The sequence below is a fragment of the Flavobacterium swingsii genome (genome assembly GCF_900111965.1).
In the GTDB taxonomy this organism is placed as follows: Bacteria; Bacteroidota; Bacteroidia; order Flavobacteriales; family Flavobacteriaceae; genus Flavobacterium; species Flavobacterium swingsii.
On the sequence record NZ_FOJT01000006.1, the window covers coordinates 195,270 to 217,659 of the forward strand.

The following is a 22,390-nucleotide window of genomic DNA, read 5'->3' on the forward strand; positions in this document are numbered from 1 at the left end:
GCATAAAAATATGTCAAAACAATTCGCCAATTTAGGAATATCAGAACCAATTATAAAAGCTTTAATCGATCTTAAAATTTCTGTTCCTACAGAAATTCAGGAAAAATCGATATCAGTTTTACTTTCCAGTCAAGACGATTTTATTGGATTAGCTAAAACAGGAACAGGAAAAACAGCTGCTTTTGGATTGCCTTTACTGCAATTAGTTGACACAAATAATAACAAAATACAAGCCGTAATATTAGTTCCAACCAGAGAATTAGGAAACCAGATATTTGCTAATTTAGAAGTTTTTTCTAAATATTTACCAGAAGTTTCTATAGCTTCTGTTTGTGGCGGAATCCCAATAAAACCTCAAATAGAACGTTTGCAACAAACCACTCATATTGTTGTAGCAACACCAGGAAGACTGATAGATTTAATAAAAAGAGGTGCCATAAACATCAAAGAAATTAAGTATTTAATCCTTGATGAAGCCGACGAAATGGCAACTGCACTCAAAGAGGGATTAGACGAAATTGCCATCGATTTACCTAAAAACCGCAAAACTTGGTTATTCTCGGCAACTATGCCAGGAACTGTAAAGCAATTGGTACAAAACTATATGTCAAAAAAAGTGACACAAGTTAGTGCTAGCATGGAAATTGTTGGGAATTCGAGCATCAATCACGAATATATTGTAGTTGATCCAATTGAAAAATTAGAAGTTTTAATGCATTTTCTAACTTCAAAAGAAGGACAAAGAGGAATTATTTTCTGTAAAACTAAGGCTGCAGTCAACAAATTAGCTAAGAATTTAGCGATCAATCGTTTTTCATCTGGAGCAATCCACGGAAGTTTAACACAACCAATCCGTGATAGAATCATGGATCAGTTTCGTGCTGGACATATTAACATATTAGTTGCTACGGATTTAGCAGCTCGTGGAATCGATGTAAAGGAAATTTCTTATGTTGTAAATTATCATTTGCCAGATGTTCATGAAACGTATGTTCACCGTAGCGGACGTACTGCAAGAGCTGGTGCTGACGGATTTTCATTAACCATTTTGCAACAAGAAGAAATCGCAGAAATTGCCGATTTTGAAAAAGCATTGGGAATTAAATTCAAAAAATTTCAAAAACCAAATGCAGAAAGCATCGAAGAAAATAATGCGTATTTGTGGGCAAAACAAATCTTCAAAACCAAACCAAATCATGAATTATCAAGTGATTTGAAAGATAAAATAAAAACCGTTTTTCATCATCTAACTAAAGATGAATTGATTGAAAAATTAATGGCTAATTATTTTTTGCAAAATAAACCGGATACAACGCCAGTTGTAAAAAGGCAAAAAATGAAATAAAGCCTAAAAATCACCCATTTTGAATATGTAATCTATGTGAACTATAATTTATATTATGTAAAATAGAATATTGCAAATAAGGCTTTTTTCTTTGCAAATTTATCATAAATTTACAACATAGTAATCTATCCTATTATGAAGAATTCAATTGCAGAAAGTGTTGCCAATTTTCTAAAAGATTATAAGCCTTTTAGTTTTTTAAGTTTTGAGGACTTAAAAAGTATTTCTAAAACGATTCGTGTAATTCATTTAGAAAAAAATCAAAAGCTTTTTCAAATCAATGATACTTTGCATGACGTATTTTATGTCATGAATTCTGGTGTCATACATTTATCAGTAATTTCTGATGCCGAAGAAACTTTACTTAACAAATGTTATTCTGGCGATGTTTTTGGTTTGCGTCCATTTTTCGCAAAGAATAATTACCAAATGACTGCAAAAACTAACGAAGAAGCCATTTTATACGCTATTCCTATCGAAAGTTTCAAACCATTCGTGGTTCAAAATACCGAAGTTTTACACTTTTTATTAGAAAGTTTTGCTCAAAACTCTAACAATTCAGCAGATAAAAACAATAATAAATTAATTTCAGATTCTGTGCAATTATCTGAATTTCAGAATGATTTTTCATTTTTCCAAGCATTAACGTATAATAAAAAACCATTGGTTGTAAACTACGATCAAACGATTCGTGAAGTTGCAACGCTAATGGCTGATAACTTATTAGATTCGGTATTTGTAAACAATGACAATAAATTAGTAGGTATTGTCACCGACGCTGATTTTAGAGGAAAAGTAGCTACAGGAAAGCAAGCAATTCAGTCGCATATCGACAAGATAATGACCCATGCAGTTATTACTGTTTCAGAAAATATTTCGCTAGCAGAAGCCCAATTGGTTATGCTTTCACATAAAGTACATCATTTATGCGTCACTATCGATGGTACGATTTATACTGATGTAAAAGGAGTTATTACTCAAAACGATTTGGTTCAGGCTCAAGCCAATTCTCCAGGGGTTTTAATCAAAGAAATAAAACGTTCTACAAATCCTTCTGAATTAAAATCGACACGAAATTCTCTTGCAAATATCATACAGCAAGCGGTAACCAAAAATATTCCTTTGCAACATATTTTCAATGTTTCTGGCGAAATTACATTGGCAATTATTCGAAGAGCCATCGAAATGAGTATTTTAGAATTAGGCTCCCCTCCTGTCCCATTTGCGTTCTTAAGCATAGGAAGCCAAGGGCGAAAAGAACAATTATTATTGACGGATCATGACAATTTTTTAATATTTAATGATGTCGATATTCAGCAAGTTCGTGGTGTGAAAGATTATTTTAACCAATTGACGAAAAAAGTAAATGAGATTTTAGAAAAAGTTGGGTTTAAACATTGTGAATTTGGACACAATGCAAACAACCAAAATTATTCTAAGTCATTGACTGAATGGGAAAAACAATACGAAAGCTGGATTAATACTCCAGGTGAATTTACAAACGAACATTGTTCTATATTTTTTGATTATGAATTTGTTTTTGGTGACCAAAATTTAGAAAATAGTATAACCGAAACCATATTTAAAGCTAAAAACAAAGCCTTGTTTTTCGATTATTTGGGTAATGATGCACTAAAAAAGCCAGCACCACTTAATTTCTTCAAAAAGTTTAATGAGGAAGAAGATGGTCAGCATAAAGACAAATTTAATATCAAATCGAAAGCAATAAATCAATTGGTTGATATTGCTCGTTTACTAGCTATTCATCATGGTTTAAGAGGGATTAATAATACATTTTCGAGATACAAAGAATTAGCGATTAAGGATACTTCAAATACTGAAATTTATTTGAATGCCGCCGATACTTTCTTGCTTTTATCCAGATATAGAACCCTTGAAGGACTTAAAAATGATAATTCTGGAGAATATATCGATTTAGAAAAAATATCTAAATCGGACAAAGAAAAACTAAAAGAATCTTTACACGTTTTAAAAGATTTAGAAGAAATCGTAAAAGATACTTTTCAACTAACACAATTTTCGTAATATGCTCGATTGGTTAAAAAACATAGGTAAAGATTACCCCGAATTCTGGAAAAATTACGTTCTTCAGTTTGAAACTCCAACTGCAAGAAAAGTAGCGTTGTATCTAGAAACAACGGGAATAAATTCTGTTAAAGATAGAATTATATCTATTGGAGCCATTGCTATCGAAAATAATCAGATTCGTATAGAAAACTGTCTGGAAATCGAACTAAATAAAGCCGACATTTTAGAGGGTAAAGATTTAAGTTACCAAGAAGTTCAGGCTATAGAAGCTTTAATAAATTTTATAGGAAATGCAACTCTGGTAGGGCATCGTATTCATTATGATATTGAAATTATTAATGAATATTTGTCTAAAATTCAAAGTGGTCGTCTAAAAAATGATTTATTTGATGTCGAAGTCATGCATAGCAAAATTATCGACCAAAATTCGAAACAATTTTCATTAGTAGAATTATTATCTCTTTATAAAATAGATTCTCCACATATTGCAACCTCTGCAAATATCTCATTTTCAATCGCTATGTTGTTTTTGAAATTGAAAAGTAGATTGAAAATGGAGTAAATAAGTGCAATATTTAAAAACCTTAAATTTATATGAAATTATTTTTAACATTAATATTATTTTTTCTCTCTGTCAGTATTTACTCGCAGACAAATAATAATATCCATCGTATTATTTTTAGGCATAACAATTCAGTGGTTATAAATAGTGGAGTTGAAATATATTTCTTTAAAGATTTTTATGATAAATTTTATATTGATGTTATAACATATAAATCGAAAAATAAATATTCTGTGAGCAATGAAAAAGCCTCAGATTTGATTAATGCGGTTTCTAAAATTTCTCCTATTGCCGTTGTACAAGAAGTTAGAAATTGTTTAGATGGAGGCAGGACTGAAATTGAATTTTCAACCTCAATAATTGCTGGAAACACAGTAAATTACTCAATATATTGTTTGAATATTGAAGATGAAAAAACTGCTTGGAGTGATTATTTAAATGCTGTAAATCTAATTTTAGATCTAGCAAAACTCAAATTTTCTGATTTAGAATAAAAACGCCACATAACAATATTTTTTTGTTATTGTAGATTTGACAATCAGACTTTTTTACCAACAAGAGTTTTTTACAAATAGAAATCTATCATAAAAAACTACAACTTCCCATCTTTTATCTCATCAACAATTTCAGGATTTAATAAAGTAGTGATATCACCAAAATTAGAAAAATCACCTTCAGCAATTTTGCGTAAAATGCGGCGCATAATTTTTCCAGAACGAGTTTTAGGTAAACCAGAAACAAACTGAATTTTATCTAACTTAGCAATAGGTCCAATATGGTCGGAAACGTGTTGGTTTATTTCTTTGGCAAGATTCGTTTTGTCACGCGTTTCTCCGCTTTCTTTTAGAATTACAAAACCATATAACGCATTTCCTTTTATATCATGAGGAAAACCAACAATAGCAGATTCTGCAACAGCAGGATGTTCATTTATAGCATCTTCTATTGGTGCAGTTCCTAAATTATGTCCAGAAACAATAACTACATCATCTACTCTACCTGTAATTCTATAATACCCCACTTCGTCACGTAAAGCGCCGTCGCCAGTAAAATATTTTCCCGGAAAAGCAGAAAAATAAGTTTCTTTATACCGCTGATGATCTCCCCAAATGGTTCTTGCAATTCCTGGCCACGGAAACTTAATACACAAACTTCCTGTCACTTGATTTCCTTCAATTTCGTTGCGTTTTTCGTCCATCAAAACGGGTTGAATTCCTGGTAATGGTAACGATGCATAGGTTGGTTTTGTTGGGGTTACAAAGGCTATTGGCGAAATCATAATACCACCAGTTTCGGTTTGCCACCAAGTATCTACCACTGGGCAACGCTTCCCTCCTACGTGATCGTTGTACCAATGCCAAGCTTCTTCATTAATAGGTTCACCAACAGAACCAATGACTTTTAATGATTTTAATGGATATTTTTGCACATAAGACAAATTCTCTTTTGCCAAAGCACGAATGGCAGTTGGTGCCGTATAAAACTGAGTTACTTTATGTTTTTCAATCACTTCCCAAAAACGAGAAAAATCTGGATAAGATGGAACTCCTTCAAAAATTACGGTCGTAGCTCCATTTAATAAAGGTCCGTAAAGTATATATGAATGACCAGTTATCCAACCAATATCGGCTGTACACCAAAAAACATCATTGTCTTCGTAATTAAAAACATTCTTGAAAGTATAAGCAGAATAAACCATATATCCAGCCGTTGTATGCACCATTCCTTTAGGTTTTCCTGTCGATCCCGAAGTATAAAGTATGAATAACGGATCTTCAGCATCCATAATTTCGGCAACATTATTATCGAGCGCTTCGTCTAAAAGTGGTTGTAACCAAATATCACGACCTTCTTTCATTTTCACGGAAGTATTGGTTCTTTTTGCCACCAAAACTTTAGCTACACAAGGACATTTTTCCAAGGCTTCATCGATAATTCCTTTCAAATCGATAGTTTTTTCGCCACGGAAACCTCCATCGGAAGTAATGACCATTTTACATTCGGAATCATTTATTCTTGAGGCTACTGCTGAAGCAGAAAATCCCGCAAATACTACAGAATGTATGGCTCCAATTCTGGCACAAGCTAATGTTGCAATGGCTAATTCTGGAATCATAGGCAAATAAATACAAACTCTATCGCCTTTTGTAATGCCTTGTTCTCGCAACACATTTGCCATTTTAGAAACTCGTACATACAATTCGTTATACGAAATATGCAATGCTTCTTCGTTTGGATTATTCGGTTCGAAAATAATTGCTGTTTTTTCACCACGACGAGCTAAATGTCTGTCTATACAGTTTTTTACGATGTTTACTTTTGCTCCTTTAAACCATTCGATTTTGGCTTCGGCCATATCAAATTCTACTACTTTTTCGCATTCTTGGTACCAAGTAAAGTTTTCGGAAGCAATTTTACCCCAAAATTTTCTTGGTTCACGAATAGATTTATTGTAATGTTTGAAGTATTGTTCTAGGTTTTGTATTTTATAATAACTCATAACTATTCTTATTTTTTATTAATTCTTTTTTTTGTTATAAACACCAATTTCATATTTTTTTAAAACATCTCTAATTTCATCTATAATCTTTTCATCATCGATGGTTGATGGTGTTTGAAAATTTTCTCCATCTGCTATACTTCTCATTAATTTTCGAAGAATTTTTCCAGAACGTGTTTTAGGTAAATGATCTACAATAACTACATCTCGCAATGAAGCAACAGCTCCTATTTGTTGTCTTACCAATTTTACAATCTCTTGTTCTAATTGAAAATGTTGGATCGATTCACCTGATTTATTAACTACTAATGCTAATGGAATTTGTCCTTTTAGATCATCATTAATTCCAATAACCGCACATTCAGCAACCGAATGATGAGAAGAAACTATTTCTTCCATCTCGGCGGTAGATAACCGATGTCCTGCAACATTAATAACATCATCAACTCTACCTGTAATAAATATATAATCCTCATCGTCTTTAAAACCACCATCGCCAGAAAAATAATAACCCGGAAATTTATTCAAATACCCCATTTTAAAACGTTCGGTATCACCCCATAAATCAAGCATTGTTCCAGGAGGTAACGGCAATTTAATAACAACATATCCTTCTTGATTTGGACCTAATTCTTGCCCATTTTCTCCAAAGATTCGAATGTCATAACCTGCAACTGCTTTTCCGGCTGAACCAGGTTTTACAGGTAAAAACTCCACCCCCATCATATTAGCAATCATGGGCCACCCTGATTCGGTTTGCCACCAATGGTCTATTGCCGGAACAGGAATGTGTTCGTTATACCATTCTAAAGTAGCTACATCACAACGTTCTCCAGCTAAAAACTGAGTACGAAGACATGATAAATCATATTGCTTGATAAAGGCACCATTTGGATCTTCTTTTTTGATCGCTCTAATTGCTGTTGGAGCGGTAAACATTACTTTTACTTTATGTTCTGCAATAATTCTCCAAAAAGTAGATGCATCTGGTGTTTTAATTGGTTTTCCTTCAAAAATAATAGTCGCATTTCTGTTGATTAATGGACCATAAATAATAAAACTATGACCTACAACCCAGCCTACATCTGATGCAGCCCAAAAAACCTCATCTGGTTTCGCTCCATAAATATATTGCATTGAAAATTTAAGTGCAGTAGCATAACCTCCTGTATCTCTGACAATTCCTTTGGGTTTTCCTGTGGTGCCAGATGTATACAAAACATATAATGGATGAGTTGCATTTACGGGAACACATGGTGTCTCTTCAGAACCATAAACCAGTGCATCATAATCTACATCATATTTTTTGAAAGGAACTCTAGCTCCTAATTTTCTATTGAAAACGATAACTTTTTTGGGTTTATGTGACGACAATTCTATAGCTTCATCAACCAGTGGTTTATAGGCTATTAATCTATCTACTTCTATTCCTGATGAAGCAGTAATAATACCTTTTGGTTTACAATCATCTATTCTAACAGCTAATTCGTGTGGTGCAAAACCACCAAAAACTACCGAATGTGTTACTCCAATTCTGGCACATGCCAATATAGCAAATGCTGCTTGCGGAATCATTGGCATATAAATTACCGCTGTATCCCCTTTTTTAAATCCCAATGAAATCATTCCTCCTGCTAATTTAGCTACTTCAGTTTTTACATCATTAAAGGTATATTTCTTTATAGTTTGTGTTACGGGTGAATCGTAAATTATGGCAATATTATCTCCATAACCGTCTTGAATATGTTTATCTAAAGTTAGATAGCAAATATTTAATTCTCCATCTTTAAACCAAAGAGGATAATTATTTTCATCTTTTGATAAAATGATTGATGGCTTACTATACCATTCGATTTGATTTGCTTGATCTTCCCAAAAGGCTTCAGGAGATTGAATACTTTGATTGTAAAATTCTTTATAAATCATTGTTATTATGATGTCTATATTTATTGAATCAGTTTTCTAAAAGCTCACTTACTTGATCTACAATTTTTTTTATAGAGAAAGGTTTTGTCATATAAGCATTAGCACCAAGCGACAATCCTTTTGCTATATCACTTTCTTTATTTTTGGCCGAAAGAAAAATGACTTTGGTATGTTTCAGATTATCCTCTTTTTTAATTTGTTCTAAGGTAGCGTAACCATCAACCATTGGCATCATAATATCCAAAATAATAACATCTGGATAATTTGTTTTTAGAATATCTAAAGCTTCTTGTCCGTCACGTGCAATAAATACTTGATAATTATTTTTTTTGAATGTATATTCAAGAGCCATTACAATGTTTGGTTCATCATCAACAATTAAAATTTTTTTCATGCCTTTTTAGTTTTCTGTATTCTTATTTTTAGGTAATGTAAAGCTAATACAAGCTCCTTTTATGCTGGGCTGTGCCCAAATTCTCCCTTTATGATGTTCAATAATTTGTCTGCAAATAGCTAATCCTAAACCACTTCCTACTGGTTTTTTGATATTTTGATTGGTTGATTGGTAAAATTTATCAAAAATCACTTCAAAATCACTTGTGGGAATACCTTTTCCATTGTCTAGAACAGAAGTTTGTATAAAATCTGAGTTTTCAGCAATTTGAATGGTAATTAATCCTTCTTTTTCTGGACAAAATTTTATGGCATTAGAAACTAAATTGGTAATTACCTGAAAAATTCGATCTTCATCGTAATAAGCATTAAACTTATGTTTACTTTCAATATGAATTGTAATATTCTTATTCTTGATTAACTGTTGTAAAGGTTCAATCGCTTTTTCGATAGTATTTGACAAATTATTTTTTGATGGATTAATGGTTTGTTTTCCTGTTTCAAATTTTTCTAAATCAAGAATTTTATCAATTAATCTATTTAATCTATCCGATTCTGAAATAATATTTTGAAGGAATTGTTTTCTCAAATCCTCAGGAATTTCGTCATCATCATGCAAAATTTCGCTTGCTGCTCTTATTGCTGTTATTGGAGTTCGCAATTCGTGCGTTACAGTATCTAAAAATTCGTCTTTTTGAAGGTCTTTTTTTATTAAAGAACTATTTGCTGTTTGTAATTTGGCTGAAATTTCTTTTAATTCTTTAGAAGTTTCAGTTAGTTTTTTATTGGTAATAATATTCTCTTTCGACTCTTCTAAAATTTTTAAAACTTCTGGTAAACTAATCTTTTCTTCTTTTACAACACTAGAAATCAATATTCTAGCAGATGCAGTTCCGATATGACCTGTGAGTAAATTCTCGGAAAATTTAATTAATCGTGCATCAGCCAATTCTTGGTTTTTATCTACATTGTATTTGACATTAAAAATATTCATGGCTCGTTTGGTTCGTTCTTCTCCTAGAAAACGAATTAGTACTTTTTCGATATCATTTCGGTAGGCAGTTCCTTTCCAAATAAAAGCATTTTCATGATTGATTATATATTTATTGATATCTACAAACATTTCGGCGTAATTGCGTTCGCGATAATTTCCTTTGAAACTTACTGAAACTGCAAAATATGTAAACGAATTAAACAATAAACTCCAAAATAAAGCATGTGGAACAGGTTGTAGGTAATCCAATCCAAATAATTGAAAAGGTCTTAGCAATTCAATTCCCATAAATCCTTTAGATATAAAAAAACTTTCTAAATTACTTATTCCGATAGTATACGGAATTAATAAAGTATAAATACAGATTAAAAAACCAATAATAATACTATAAATGGCACCCAATCTTGAACCTCTTCTCCAGAATAAGGCACCAAAAAAAGCAGGTGCTAATTGGGCAATAATTACAAAAGCCACTAGACCAATAGAGACTAAGCTATAATCTAATCCAAAATAGCGATAAATAAAATAAGAGAGAATAATAAGTATGAAAATTCCAAATTTTCGACTGTTTATGATTTTTCGGCTACTAATAGTTTGCTCATCACTTTTTAATTTCCCTAATAAGTTATAAGGAATTAAAACGTTGTTAGTTAGCATTGTAGAAAGCCCGATGGAAGAAACAACAATCATAGATATGGCTGCTGAAAATCCGCCAAGAAAAACAAGAACAGTCAATGTTTTATTGTTAAAAAATTGTGGAATTAACAAGGAATAAGAATCAGAATTTACGTCTTGTCCTTCAAATAAAATATTGCCTCCCCAAGCGATTGGATATACAAAAAGATTGAAAATTAATAAGTATAATGGAAATAACCAAACCGCTGTATTGATGTGATTTTCTCGATTATTTTCGATAACAGAAACCTGAAATTGTCTTGGTAATAAGAAAATGGCAAACATAGATAATACACAAAGTAAAAACCAATTGATGGCTTGTGGTAAACCACCAATTGTGTTTTTTTCTTTAAAATTTTCTAACAAAGATGCTTTTTGATAAATATCATCAAAACCATCAAAAACGAAATAAGTGACATAAATGCCAATAATCACAAAGAAAACCAGTTTCAAAATACTTTCCATGGCAACAGCAGTTACTATTCCTTTTCTTTTTTCGGATGCATCAACATAACGAGTTCCATAATAAGAAGCAAATAGTGCCAATGCTACTGCGACGTATGTAGTTGTGTCATCGAAGATAAATGAATTGGTAGCAGTTTTAGTAACTAGATGAAAAGTTTCGGAAATCGCTTTGAGCTGTAAGGCAATATAAGGCAAAATTCCTGTAAGACAGATAACAGTAACGATAGCACCTAAAAAACGGCTGTTTCCGTAACGAAGAGAAATAAAATCAGCAATACTTGAAATTTTATTAACCCTTGAAATTCGGATAATTTTCTTTAGAATTAAAATCCAAGAAGGCGCAATAATTATGGGTCCCAAATAAATGGGTAAATAACCTAATCCGCTTTTAGCAGCCACACCGATACTTCCGTAATAAGTCCAAGCTGTACAATAAACTGCCAATGACAATGTATATACGTAAGGATTGTTTGTCCATTTGCTATTTCCTTTTTTCTCTGCCCAATGCGCAATGAAAAAAAGAACTGCTAAATAGCCAGACAATATTATTAGAAGTAGTATACTATTCATTGTATCGTTTTACAATTAATAATGAAATTAAAATGGAAAGAAGCCAAATAGAAAAAAAATAAATATAAATGGCAGGAAATCCCAGCACATTTTGTGAAGAATCAAATAGTAAAAGAATAGGGAGATTAAGACCTATGAGTAAAACTATAGATACAATTACTAATTTTTGTAGGTGTCTTTTTTTCATATTTAATTAAAAAATCTAAAGCCCTTGAATATTCAAAAGCTTTAGATTTAATACAATTATTAATTAATCTTCATATTCGTTAGTTAATGAGTACCATCCAAAAATAGTCAAACCTGTAACAATTAAGGGTAATAAAATAAAAAATATAATTATTCCAAAAACCAAGTCATCTTGTTTTCCTGAGGTTAACTTTCCTCCAAATATTCCAATACTATAGTAAGCAATTGCGATAGATAATGCAATCCAAACTATTCCTAAATATTTTTTTATTGTGTTCATAATTTTTATGTTTTAGTCGTGAAGTGTATTAATTTTTTTATCAATGTAAATCATTCCAATTACGAAACAAACTGCTGCAATTCCTATTGGATACCATAATCCTTCTAAATAAAATTCTGGGTTTCCAGCATCTTTAGCCGAAGTTACGAAATAAGTAGATATGGCAGGAAGTAATCCTCCAAAAATACCGTTTCCAACGTGATATGGTAATGACATTGATGTATATCTAATTTTTACAGGGAACATTTCGACAAGGAAAGCTGCAATTGGACCATAGACCATTGTTACAAAAATTACTTGAATAAAGACTAGAAAAATAAGCATCCATCGATCATTACTATTAATAGTTTTAGTAATTTTAGTATCTACTTTATCCTTTCCTTTATCATCTATCAATACTTTTCCGTTTTCTATGTGAATGGTTTTTATCTCTTCTACGGTAGTTCCATCTACATAAGCTTTTGTTGTAGTATAAATAGAATCTAATTTAGTAGCATCAATTTCTTTGATAGATGGAACCACTTTAGTTTGCTCTACAATTTCAGTTTTCAAAGCTAAATCTGTAGTTTGATACATGGCTTTGTATATTGGTCTGTATAGCAAAATTGCCAATAACATTCCGCCCATCATGATGTATTTTCTACCTATTTTATCGCTCAACCAACCAAATACGATAAAAAATGGTGTTCCAAGAATTAAAGCTATTCCTAACGACATGTCAACTTGAGAAGAATCGACACCCATTACGGTTTTCATAAAGTTCATCGCATAAAATTGCCCTGTATACCACACAACTCCTTGTCCCATTGTGGCACCAAATAATGCAAGTAAAACAAATTTTAAATTGTATTTGTTTCCAAAACTCTCTTTTAGAGGATTTGTAGATGTTTTTCCTTCTGATTTTGCTTTTGCAAATACAGGAGATTCATCCATATTTTTACGAATCATATACGATACAAATACCATGATGATTGAAACCCAAAATGGTACTCTCCATCCCCATTCATCAAAAGCTTCTTTTGATAAAGCACTTTTTGTTAAAAGAATAACCATCAATGAAATAAACAAACCAACTGTTGCTGTCGTTTGAATCCATGAAGTCCAATATCCTTTTTGACCAGCTGGCGCATGTTCTGCCACATAAGTTGCAGCTCCACCATATTCGCCACCAAGTGCTAAGCCTTGTAGCAAACGCAGTATAAGAACTAAAACTGGTGCCATAAATCCAATGGTTTCATAACTCGGAATACAACCTATCAGAAAAGTTGCACCACCCATTAATAGTAATGTAACCATAAATGTATATTTTCTTCCAATCAAATCGCCTAAACGACCGAAGAATAATGCTCCAAAAGGGCGAACTACAAAACCTGCTGCAAATGTTGCTAATGTAGATAAGAAGGCAGCTGTAGGATTATCTGATGGGAAAAATTTAGTAGAAATTACTACTGCTAAACTTCCAAAGATGTAGAAGTCATACCATTCTATCATTGTTCCCATTGAGGAGGCTGAAATTACTTTCCAGATTCCTTTTGTTGATTTTTCTTTCATATAGTATACTTTTTAAATTTATTTTTATTAAAATGAATAAGCGCAAGAAACCATTACTCTAACATTAGAAACATCTCTAGAGTTTAAATCAGCTGATCCGTTTCCATTCGCATTTAAATCACCCCAAGTCGCTGCTGTATATTCAACTTCTGGAGTTACTCTGAATTTATTTTGTTTAAAATCTACTCTTCCTGCAACTCTCATTACCTGATCAACTACCCTAGTTCCAGAAACACCTCTCATATAATATTTTACTGTTTCACCAGGATTTAAAGAACGACCAGTTCCATCATTAGTTGTCATACCTAAGAATATTGCTGGAGCCACTTTTTTACCATTACTAGCTATATCTAACCAAAAAGCATTTGTTTTTGATGCTTCGTATTTTTCAACTTCATTTACAGCAGTGTACCCAGCAAAACCTCCTAACATTACTAAATTTTGCATGTTTGAACCTGAAATTCCGTAAGCTTTAACAGAAAATATATCATTAGAATACTTAACATATCCCACAACAGACGAACTATTTACTTTTTCAGTTGTTAAAACTTTTGTTCCTGATGGAGCTAAAGTAAAATCGGTTAAGGGTTGGATAGATTTAAATTCCGCTCCCAAGCCAGCAATCCAGTTTTTATTTTTATATTGAAATTGTCCATGTAAAGTAGGCATCACAGAATTAATTGTACCTGAGTTTTGGGTTCCAATTGTTGCTGTTGTTGCAGCAAACTCTCTCTCTTTATATACTGTTAAAGCAAAAGACAATTCTTTAGTGAAGTTTTGTTTCAATTTTATTTGAGTTGCCCAACCAAACGGATTGAACATAATTCCTGTGTTAAAATTTGCTACAGCTGGAAAAACCTCTGGAATAAATGTTGGATACCAAGTTTGTCCCACTGTCAATGAAGTTTTTGACCAATCCATGTTAACATAAGCATGTCTTAATCTAAAAAGTCCAATTGAAGAACCTTCTACATTTCCGAAGAAATCGCCTTCTAATGTTCCGCTCATTTTTGCACCCCATACATTTGGACCTTTTACTTTAGTTCCAAGTCTTGAGATTACAGATAGATAGTTTGATGATGGAACATCATTAAAATCATCACCAGAAACTGGAGAATCTAATGGGTAAAGATTTAGTTCCCCTTCTCTTACTTGTGCAGATTTTCTAGTATCATAAAAAAAATCAGTTCTAATAAAACCATATAGGCTAACATCCCATTCTTTTTCTATAGGTATGGGAGTAGGAACAATAGGAATTGTTTCTGCGGCTGGAGTTTGTGAAAATCCTTTTGTGGAAACGATTCCCAATAAAAGAATTAAATAGTGTTTTTTCATAATAGATACAATTTGGTTAATTTGTTGGTTGGTTTTAACACAGCCAAATTGTTACTTTTAATCAAGAAAAAAAATAATACTATATATTTTTGTAAACTAATATAGTTAATCTTTAAAACGCTCCCATTTTATAAGCATAAACTTATCCCCAAGCTCTGTTATGACCATACCTGCTCCAGATAATAAACTTTTATTTTTAACATATTCTACAAGTTCTAAATGGTTAAATATCTTATAAGTGGGATGGTAATCGCCATGAGGCGGTTTCTTTATTTTATATTCTTTTACCCAGTTACTTACTGTAACATGAGAAACCCCAATAATACGTTCAATTTCTCGATAACTAAGGCCTTCAAGATAGAGTTGCATGGCCTTGATAATGTAATAATTATCTATCTTTTTACCTAGTTTGTTGACTGTGAAATAATAATTGCATTTTTTACATAAATACCTTTGTTTATTATTAATCACACCACTTTTTACAATATTATTGTTTTGACATTTTGGACAAGCTAAAATCTCCATATATATAAATTTTGCATAAATATATTAAATTAGCAATAATAATAAAAACATATTTATTATTATTATATATTAAGAATTATGTAGTAGTTAATTTTACTTCTAAAAAATTACATTTATAATAATTTAATGAAAATTTTGCTTTCTAAATCATTTACAGAGTATTAAGATGTCTTTTTATTAAAAGTTAATAATTTTTAATAACTGATTTATATATCTATCTATTATTTCGTTTAATTTGTAGTACAACAATATTATTTTATATGGAATTCGATCCAGAAAGTCTTGAACAATCAGCCATTTATAAATTACTTACTGGTGCTGTCATTCCGCGCCCTATTGGCTGGATTTCTAGTATAAGCGAAGACGGAATTCTGAATCTCGCTCCATTTTCCTTTTTTAATGCTGTTGGAGATGATCCGCCACACGTTATGTTTTCGACCGTTCGAGGAAACAATACCAATAAAGATACTTTAAACAATGTCTTAGCAACCAAACAATTTGTAGTAAATATGGTTACCGAAGACTTGGTTGAACGAATGAATACAACTTCGCAACCCGTTCCTTCAAATGAAAGTGAATTCGATTTGGCAAACCTCACTCCTATTGCTTCTACAAAAGTAAAACCACCAAGAGTTAAGGAAAGTCCCATTACGATGGAATGTGAATTAGTGCATCATTATACTTTAGAAAACCATAAATATGGCGGTGCCACTATGATTATTGGTCGAATTGTGATGTTTCATATTGATGAAAGTGTTTTGCTAGATAATTACAAAATAAACATAGATACTTACAAACCTGTAGCTCGTTTAGCAGGTTCCAATTATTCCAAACTTGGAGAAATTTTCTCCATTAAAAGATAAATTTTATGGATAAGTTAGAAATTAAATGCGCGATGCAAATTCAAAAACCAATTCACGAAGTTTTTGATGCGATTATCATTCCTGAAAAAATGTCAAATTATTTTATTTCACAAAGCACAGGAGTCATGGAAGAAGGAAAAAACCTAATCTGGAAATTTCCTGAATTCGATTTCGAATGTCCAGTTAAAGTTCAAAAAATAGAAAAAGACAAATACATTTCATTTTATTGGGATAACTCAGGATTTGAATTACTTGTAGAAATCACGCTTTCAGAAAAAGAAAACAATTCCACATTAGTTTCTATTTCCGAAAAAAGTATGGAAAATAACGAAGCCGGATTAAAATGGCTTTCCGGAAATTCATTCGGTTGGTCAAATTTTTTAGCTTGTCTAAAAGCTTATCTTGAATATAATATCAATTTACGCAAAGGCGCATTTGATTTTATGAAAAAATAATCAAGAACCCTTCTAGGGTTTTAAACCCTAGAAGGGTTAAAATTTAAAATATGAAAATAGCAGTAATTGGTGGTGGTCCAGGCGGACTTTACTTTTCAATATTAACCAAAAAAGCCATGCCACATTGTCAAATCGATGTGTATGAGCGAAACAAACCGGATGATAGTTTCGGATTTGGAGTGGTCTTTTCCGATGAAACTTTAGGTGAATTCTTAAAACGCGACATGCAATCCTATGAATTAATTCGTAGCAAGTTTGCCTATTGGGATGATATTATTATCGCTCGTGATGGTGAAGAAGTCAGCATCGCTGGAAATGGATTTTGTGGTTGTTCTCGAAAAACTTTATTGCAATTATTACAACAACGCTGTAAAGAAGAAGGTGTCAATTTGCATTTCGAACAAAACGTAGATGATGTTTCTCTGTTCGAAAACGCTGATATGGTTATCGCTTCAGATGGAATTGCAAGTGGCATTCGTACGAAATACGAAAAGGAGTTCGGAACAAAAATAGAAATGAAACAAAACCGTTTCGTTTGGTTAGGTTCAACAAAACCATTAGACGCTTTTACTTATTTTTTCAGAAATACAGCACACGGTTTAATCGTTGCCCATTCGTATCAATACCAAGAAGGAATGAGTACATGGATTTTTGAATGTTCAGATGAAACCTGGCAAAAACATGGTTTTGAAGTTACTAACGAAGAAGATACTATCTCTAAAATAGCTGAAATTTTCAAAGAAGAATTAGATGGTCATTCGCTTATCTCAAACAAATCACATTGGCGTCAATTTCCACACGTAACCAACGAAAATTGGTATCATAAAAATATCGTTTTATTAGGCGATGCCAAAGCTACAGCGCATTATTCAATTGGTTCTGGAACAAAACTAGCCATGGATTCGGCCATCGGATTATCGGATGCAGTAATCGCAAATCCAACTGATGTACAAGCTGCTTTTCAACAATATGATAAGTCGAGAAGAAATACTGTTGAAATGATTCAATACGCGGCTTTAGTCTCGTTAGATTGGTTCGAAAATATGAATCGTCACAACCAACATCCTTTTTATCAATTCGCTTTCGGATGTATGACACGCGCTAAAAAAGTGACTTTCGAAAACTTACGCTTGCGCGATAAATCTTTTACAGATAAAGTTCTTAAAGAATTTAATGCGAATTGTCACACTGAGCTTGTCGAAGTGCCTGCAGCTTTCACACCATTCCAACTTCGTAATTTACAATTGCAAAACCGAATTGTGATGTCGCCAATGGGACAATATTCAGCGGAAAACGGTTTAGTAAACGATTGGCATTTCCAACATTACACGTCAAGAGCAATTGGTGGTTTAGGGTTGATTTTAACCGAAATGACTGCGGTTTCTGAAACAGGTAGAATTACAGAAGGCTGCGCCGGAATTTATACTCAAAATCAAATATTAGAATGGAAAAGAATCAACGATTTCATTCATCAACATACACAAACGAAAATCGGAATCCAATTAGGACATTCTGGTCGAAAAGGTGCGACAAAAAAACCTTGGGAAGATGCATTTAATGGTAAGAGTTGGGAATTACTTTCCGCTTCAGCGATTTCATTTAATGAGAATTCAGCAACACCAAAAGCAATGACTTTAGCTGATATGGATTTGGTAACTTCTGAATTCGTACAAGCTACAAAAAATGCCAATGCTGCGAATTTCGATATGATTGAATTGCAAGCGCATCACGGATTTTTACTAGCATCTTTCTTGTCGCCATTAACGAATACTAGAACAGATGAATTCGGCGGAAGCATCGAAAACCGATTAAAATTTCCATTACGAGTTTTTACAGAAATGCGAAATGCGTTACCAAAAGAGAAACCAATGTCAGTTCGAATTTCAGCTACAGATTGGGCACAAAACGGAATTTCTGAGCAAGATGTTATCACAATTGCAACAGCTTTCAAAAATGCTGGAGCTGATATCATCAATGTTTCTACAGGAAATACGGTGGCTGGACAAAAACCACAAACGGGAAGAATGTGGCAAACACCTTTTTCTGATGCGGTAAGAAATACGGTTCATATTCCAACTATAACAGCAGGTTATATTCAAGATATAGATCAAATTAATACGATAATTTTAAACGGTCGTGCCGATTTAGTTGCATTAGGAAGACCATTATTATTGGATGCAAACTTTGTACGAAATGCACAAGCTTACGAACAATTTCAACCAACTGATATTCCAAATCCATACAAAATGGGCATCTCACATTTGTATCCTTTAAAAGCTACAGAAAGAAAACAAATGGAAGGCATGAAAAAAGCATTGAAACCAAAGAGTAATAAGAAGTAATTAGAAATTATGAAACATTACGAAGATAATTTCGCACATATAAGTTTACCCAATCTGGAATTGCAACCAGAATATAAATTCTTGGATTTACCACAATTCAATCGACCAGAAATGCTCAATTGTGTGGAAAAATTACTTGACAATCATATTGCTGAAGGTGGAGGAAACACTATTTGTATCCGAACTTTCGAAGAAACTTGGACGTATCAAGATTTATATGAAAAAGCCAATCAAATTGCTCATGTTTTAGTGGACGATTTAGGTTTCCAATCTGGAAATCGGGTATTAATTCGTTCGGCAAATAATCCGATGATGGTCGCTTGCTGGTTCGCCGTGTTAAAAGCGGGCGGAATTGTAGTCGCAACTATGCCTTTATTACGTTCCAAAGAATTAACAACCATTATAGATTGCGCAGAAATTTCACACGCTTTTTGCGATAGCGATTTAGCCGAAGAAATGCATTTAGTGCAATCCGACTTTCTAAAAAAAGTGTGTTTCTACAGAAATTCGGATTTAGAAAAGTTAATGGAATTTAAACCAAAAACGTTTCATAATTATCATACCAAAGCTGATTCGGTAGCTTTAATCGGTTTTACCTCTGGAACAACAGGTTTGCCGAAAATGACCGCACATTATCATAAAGATATTTTAAATATTTGCGAAGCTTTTCCACAATATGCTTTACAACCAACCAAAAATGATGTTTTTATCGGAAGTCCGCCACTTGGATTTACGTTCGGTTTAGGCGGATTGGTTTTGTTTCCGATGTATTTTGGCGCTTCGACTTTCTTAATCGAAAAACCAAGTCCAGATTTACTATTAAAAGCCATTCAAGACTATAAAGTCACCATTTGTTTTACAGCACCAACCGCTTGGCGAATTATCACCACAAAAGTGAACGATTTTGATGTTTCAAGTCTACGAAAATGTGTTTCGGCTGGTGAAACTTTACCGTTAAAAGTTTGGCAAGATTGGTATGACGCAACAGGATTAAAAATCATTGACGGAATTGGCGCTACAGAAATGCTACATATTTTTATTTCGTCGAATGAAGAAAATATGAAACCTGGTGCAACTGGATTAGCGATTACAGGTTACGAAGCGAAAATCATAGATGCAAATGGTAATGAAGTACCAACAAATAATCCAGGACGATTAGCGGTTAAAGGAATTACGGGTTGTAAATATTTAAATCGAGAAGAAAAACAAAAAGAATATGTAGAAAATGGATGGAACATCACAGGCGATATTTTTCGTCAAGATGAAGACGGTTATTTCTTTTTTGTAGCTCGTGGCGATGACATGATCATTTCTTCTGGCTATAATATTGCCGCAATTGAAGTAGAATCCGTACTTTTAACTCACGAAGCTATTTTAGAATGTGCGGTTGTCGGTTTGCCCGATGAAGAACGAGGTATGTTAGTTTGTGCACATATTGTTTTAAAAGAACAGGATAAAGCGGCAGATGATTTTAAAATTCAAATTCAAAATTGGTTTAAAAACACAGCAGCACCTTATAAATATCCGAGAATCATTAATTTTGTAGAAGCTTTACCAAAAACTGAAACAGGAAAAATTCAACGATTTAAATTAAAATAAATATAATTTTAAGCCTTGCGAACTTTGCGTAAATCATTGCGAGCTTTGCGGTTAAAAATCAAATTATGAGAAAAGTATTTCTAATAATAAGTATAACAATCCTTTCTTTAACAGGAATTCTAATTTATATCAATTGGAAATTCGGTTTTCTGCTTATGATATTTATTCCGTTAATTGCAATGGGATTATACGATATGTTGCAATCGAAAAAAACCATTCGTAGAAACTTTCCTTTAGTTGGAAGAATGCGCTATATCTTGGAAGCACTTGGACCAGGAGCTCGTCAGTATTTTATAGAAAGTGATACCGATGGAAAACCTTTCAATAGATTACAAAGAAGTTTGGTATACCAACGAAGTAAAAAAGAAACAGATTCTATGCCGTTCGGAACGCAGTTAAATGTGTACGAACCAGGTTATAAATGGATCAATCATAGTATAAAAGCGATTCCTTTTTCGGAAGTAAATTCCAATCCAAAAGTTAAAATAGGTTCTTCTCAATGTGAAAAACCATACGATGCGAGTTTGTTTAATATTAGCGCCATGAGTTTTGGGTCATTAAGTAAAAATGCCATTTTAGCATTAAATTCTGGTGCCAAACAAGGTGGATTTTTTCATAACACAGGTGAAGGTGGACTTTCACCTTATCATCTAGAACCAGGCGGAGATGTGGTTTGGAATATTGGAACTGGATATTTTAGTTGCCGCGACAATAATGGAAAGTTTTCTTATGAAGAATTCACCAAAAGAGCGACATTGGATAACGTAAAAATGATTGAAATTAAGTTTTCGCAAGGAGCAAAACCTGGTCATGGTGGAATTTTACCAAAGCAAAAAGTGACGGATGAAATTGCTGCTATTCGATTAGTAGAAAAAGGGAACGATATTATTTCTCCTCCAAGGCATTCTGCATTTACCAATCCGTTAGAATTAATGGATTTCATCAAATTGCTAAGAAAAGGCTCAGGTGGAAAACCGATTGGAATGAAAATCTGTATCGGAAACAAATCAGAATTTTTATCCATTTGTAAAGCGATGGTTCAAACTAAAACGTATTTCGATTTTATCACGGTTGATGGTGGTGAAGGTGGAACTGGTGCAGCACCACAAGAATATTCAGATCATGTTGGAATGCCATTACGAGAAGCTTTAGCTTTTGTATATGATGCACTAAACGGTTTCGGAATCAAAAATGAAATTAAAATTATTGCCAGCGGAAAAGTAATTACTGGTTTTGATATTATAAAATGCCTTTCCATTGGTGCCGATGTTTGTAATTCAGCTCGTGGAATGATGTTCGCTTTAGGTTGTATTCAAGCGTTGGAATGTCACGCGAATACTTGTCCAACTGGAGTTGCGACTCAAGATCCAAGATTAACAAAAGGTTTAGTTCCTGAACAAAAAAGCATACGCGTAGCTCGTTTCCAACATGAAACGGTGAAAAGTGCCATGGAATTAATGGCTTCTGCTGGTTTAGAACATCCAGATCAGGTGGACAGAACGATTATCAGTGCACGTGTTAGCGGTACAAAAATAGAAACCTATTACGAAATGTATCCTGAAATTGAACCAAGTTGCTTGTTAAATGAAAATACAGTTCCGAAAGAATATCAGTTTTTCTGGAAAAAAGCAACAGCAGAAAGTTTTTAGAAGCTAATCCCGCTATCCGCTATATTCCCGATGAAAAATCGGGAGATGCCGCTGCTATCGGGGCTAAATGTATAATAAGAAATAGTACTAATTTTAAAGTTTTAACAACTTGAAACCTTAAACTTG

Annotated in this window: 17 protein-coding genes; 9 read left to right on the forward strand and 8 right to left on the reverse strand. The window is 32.9% G+C overall.

Going from position 1 to position 22,390, the window contains the following annotated elements; translation table 11 throughout:
- The first annotated feature begins 10 nt into the window (after nucleotides 1-10).
- The 4 genes from BM053_RS11620 to BM053_RS11635 all read left to right on the forward strand — a co-directional run bounded on the left by BM053_RS11620 (nucleotide 11) and on the right by BM053_RS11635 (nucleotide 4,450).
- On the forward strand, nucleotides 11-1,345 hold the full coding sequence (locus tag BM053_RS11620; RefSeq protein WP_091477581.1) for a DEAD/DEAH box helicase: 1,335 nt from the start codon (nucleotides 11-13) through the stop codon (nucleotides 1,343-1,345).
- 135 nt (nucleotides 1,346-1,480) lie between these two features.
- On the forward strand, nucleotides 1,481-3,391 hold the full coding sequence (locus tag BM053_RS11625) for a DUF294 nucleotidyltransferase-like domain-containing protein (protein ID WP_091477582.1): 1,911 nt from the start codon (nucleotides 1,481-1,483) through the stop codon (nucleotides 3,389-3,391).
- Between the two features lies 1 nt (nucleotide 3,392).
- Nucleotides 3,393-3,956 (forward strand): 3'-5' exonuclease family protein, encoded by a 564-nt coding sequence (locus tag BM053_RS11630; protein WP_091477584.1) that lies wholly within the window; start codon nucleotides 3,393-3,395, stop codon nucleotides 3,954-3,956.
- Nucleotides 3,957-4,189: 233 nt separating this feature from the next.
- A complete protein-coding gene (locus tag BM053_RS11635; RefSeq protein WP_143076486.1) occupies nucleotides 4,190-4,450 on the forward strand; it encodes a hypothetical protein in 261 nt (86 codons plus the stop codon).
- Nucleotides 4,451-4,548: 98 nt separating this feature from the next.
- On the opposite strand, the gene acs is transcribed toward BM053_RS11635, so the two are convergent.
- The 8 genes from acs to BM053_RS11680 form a co-directional block, all read right to left on the reverse strand.
- Nucleotides 4,549-6,456: an acetate--CoA ligase gene (gene acs / locus BM053_RS11640; protein ID WP_091477588.1), complete on the reverse strand. Its 1,908-nt coding sequence runs from the start codon at nucleotides 6,454-6,456 to the stop codon at nucleotides 4,549-4,551.
- Nucleotides 6,457-6,474: 18 nt separating this feature from the next.
- Nucleotides 6,475-8,382 carry an acetate--CoA ligase gene (locus BM053_RS11645; RefSeq protein ID WP_091477590.1) on the reverse strand — a complete coding sequence of 636 codons (1,908 nt, stop codon included), beginning with the start codon at nucleotides 8,380-8,382 and terminating at the stop codon, nucleotides 6,475-6,477.
- Nucleotides 8,383-8,410: 28 nt separating this feature from the next.
- Nucleotides 8,411-8,776, reverse strand: coding sequence for a response regulator transcription factor (locus tag BM053_RS11650; RefSeq protein ID WP_091477592.1), 366 nt, complete (start codon nucleotides 8,774-8,776; stop codon nucleotides 8,411-8,413).
- Nucleotides 8,777-8,782: 6 nt separating this feature from the next.
- Nucleotides 8,783-11,479 carry an ATP-binding protein gene (locus BM053_RS11655; RefSeq protein WP_091477593.1) on the reverse strand — a complete coding sequence of 899 codons (2,697 nt, stop codon included), beginning with the start codon at nucleotides 11,477-11,479 and terminating at the stop codon, nucleotides 8,783-8,785.
- Nucleotides 11,480-11,729: 250 nt separating this feature from the next.
- Nucleotides 11,730-11,945 carry a DUF6814 family protein gene (locus tag BM053_RS11665; protein WP_091477597.1) on the reverse strand — a complete coding sequence of 72 codons (216 nt, stop codon included), beginning with the start codon at nucleotides 11,943-11,945 and terminating at the stop codon, nucleotides 11,730-11,732.
- Nucleotides 11,946-11,957: 12 nt separating this feature from the next.
- Nucleotides 11,958-13,496, reverse strand: a complete 1,539-nt coding sequence (locus tag BM053_RS11670) for an MFS transporter (protein WP_091477599.1) — start codon at nucleotides 13,494-13,496, stop codon at nucleotides 11,958-11,960.
- Nucleotides 13,497-13,523: 27 nt separating this feature from the next.
- Nucleotides 13,524-14,831, reverse strand: a complete 1,308-nt coding sequence (locus BM053_RS11675; RefSeq protein ID WP_091477602.1) for a DcaP family trimeric outer membrane transporter — start codon at nucleotides 14,829-14,831, stop codon at nucleotides 13,524-13,526.
- Nucleotides 14,832-14,936: 105 nt separating this feature from the next.
- A complete protein-coding gene (locus BM053_RS11680; RefSeq protein WP_091477604.1) occupies nucleotides 14,937-15,356 on the reverse strand; it encodes an IS1/IS1595 family N-terminal zinc-binding domain-containing protein in 420 nt (139 codons plus the stop codon).
- A gap of 260 nt (nucleotides 15,357-15,616) precedes the next feature.
- Here BM053_RS11680 and BM053_RS11685 point away from each other — a divergent pair, with 260 nt between their 5' ends.
- From BM053_RS11685 to BM053_RS11705, 5 genes are all read left to right on the forward strand, one after another.
- Nucleotides 15,617-16,219, forward strand: coding sequence for a flavin reductase family protein (locus BM053_RS11685; RefSeq protein ID WP_091477605.1), 603 nt, complete (start codon nucleotides 15,617-15,619; stop codon nucleotides 16,217-16,219).
- Nucleotides 16,220-16,224: 5 nt separating this feature from the next.
- Entirely contained in the window at nucleotides 16,225-16,674 is a 450-nt protein-coding gene (locus BM053_RS11690) for an SRPBCC domain-containing protein (protein WP_091477607.1), read from the forward strand.
- 50 nt (nucleotides 16,675-16,724) lie between these two features.
- The gene (locus tag BM053_RS11695) at nucleotides 16,725-19,016 is read left to right on the forward strand and encodes an oxidoreductase (protein ID WP_091477609.1); all 2,292 of its coding nucleotides are present in this window, start codon (nucleotides 16,725-16,727) and stop codon (nucleotides 19,014-19,016) included.
- Between the two features lie 9 nt (nucleotides 19,017-19,025).
- On the forward strand, nucleotides 19,026-20,615 hold the full coding sequence (locus BM053_RS11700; RefSeq protein ID WP_091477611.1) for an AMP-binding protein: 1,590 nt from the start codon (nucleotides 19,026-19,028) through the stop codon (nucleotides 20,613-20,615).
- 65 nt (nucleotides 20,616-20,680) lie between these two features.
- The gene (locus BM053_RS11705; protein ID WP_091477613.1) at nucleotides 20,681-22,264 is read left to right on the forward strand and encodes an FMN-binding glutamate synthase family protein; all 1,584 of its coding nucleotides are present in this window, start codon (nucleotides 20,681-20,683) and stop codon (nucleotides 22,262-22,264) included.
- Nucleotides 22,265-22,390: the final 126 nt, after the last annotated feature.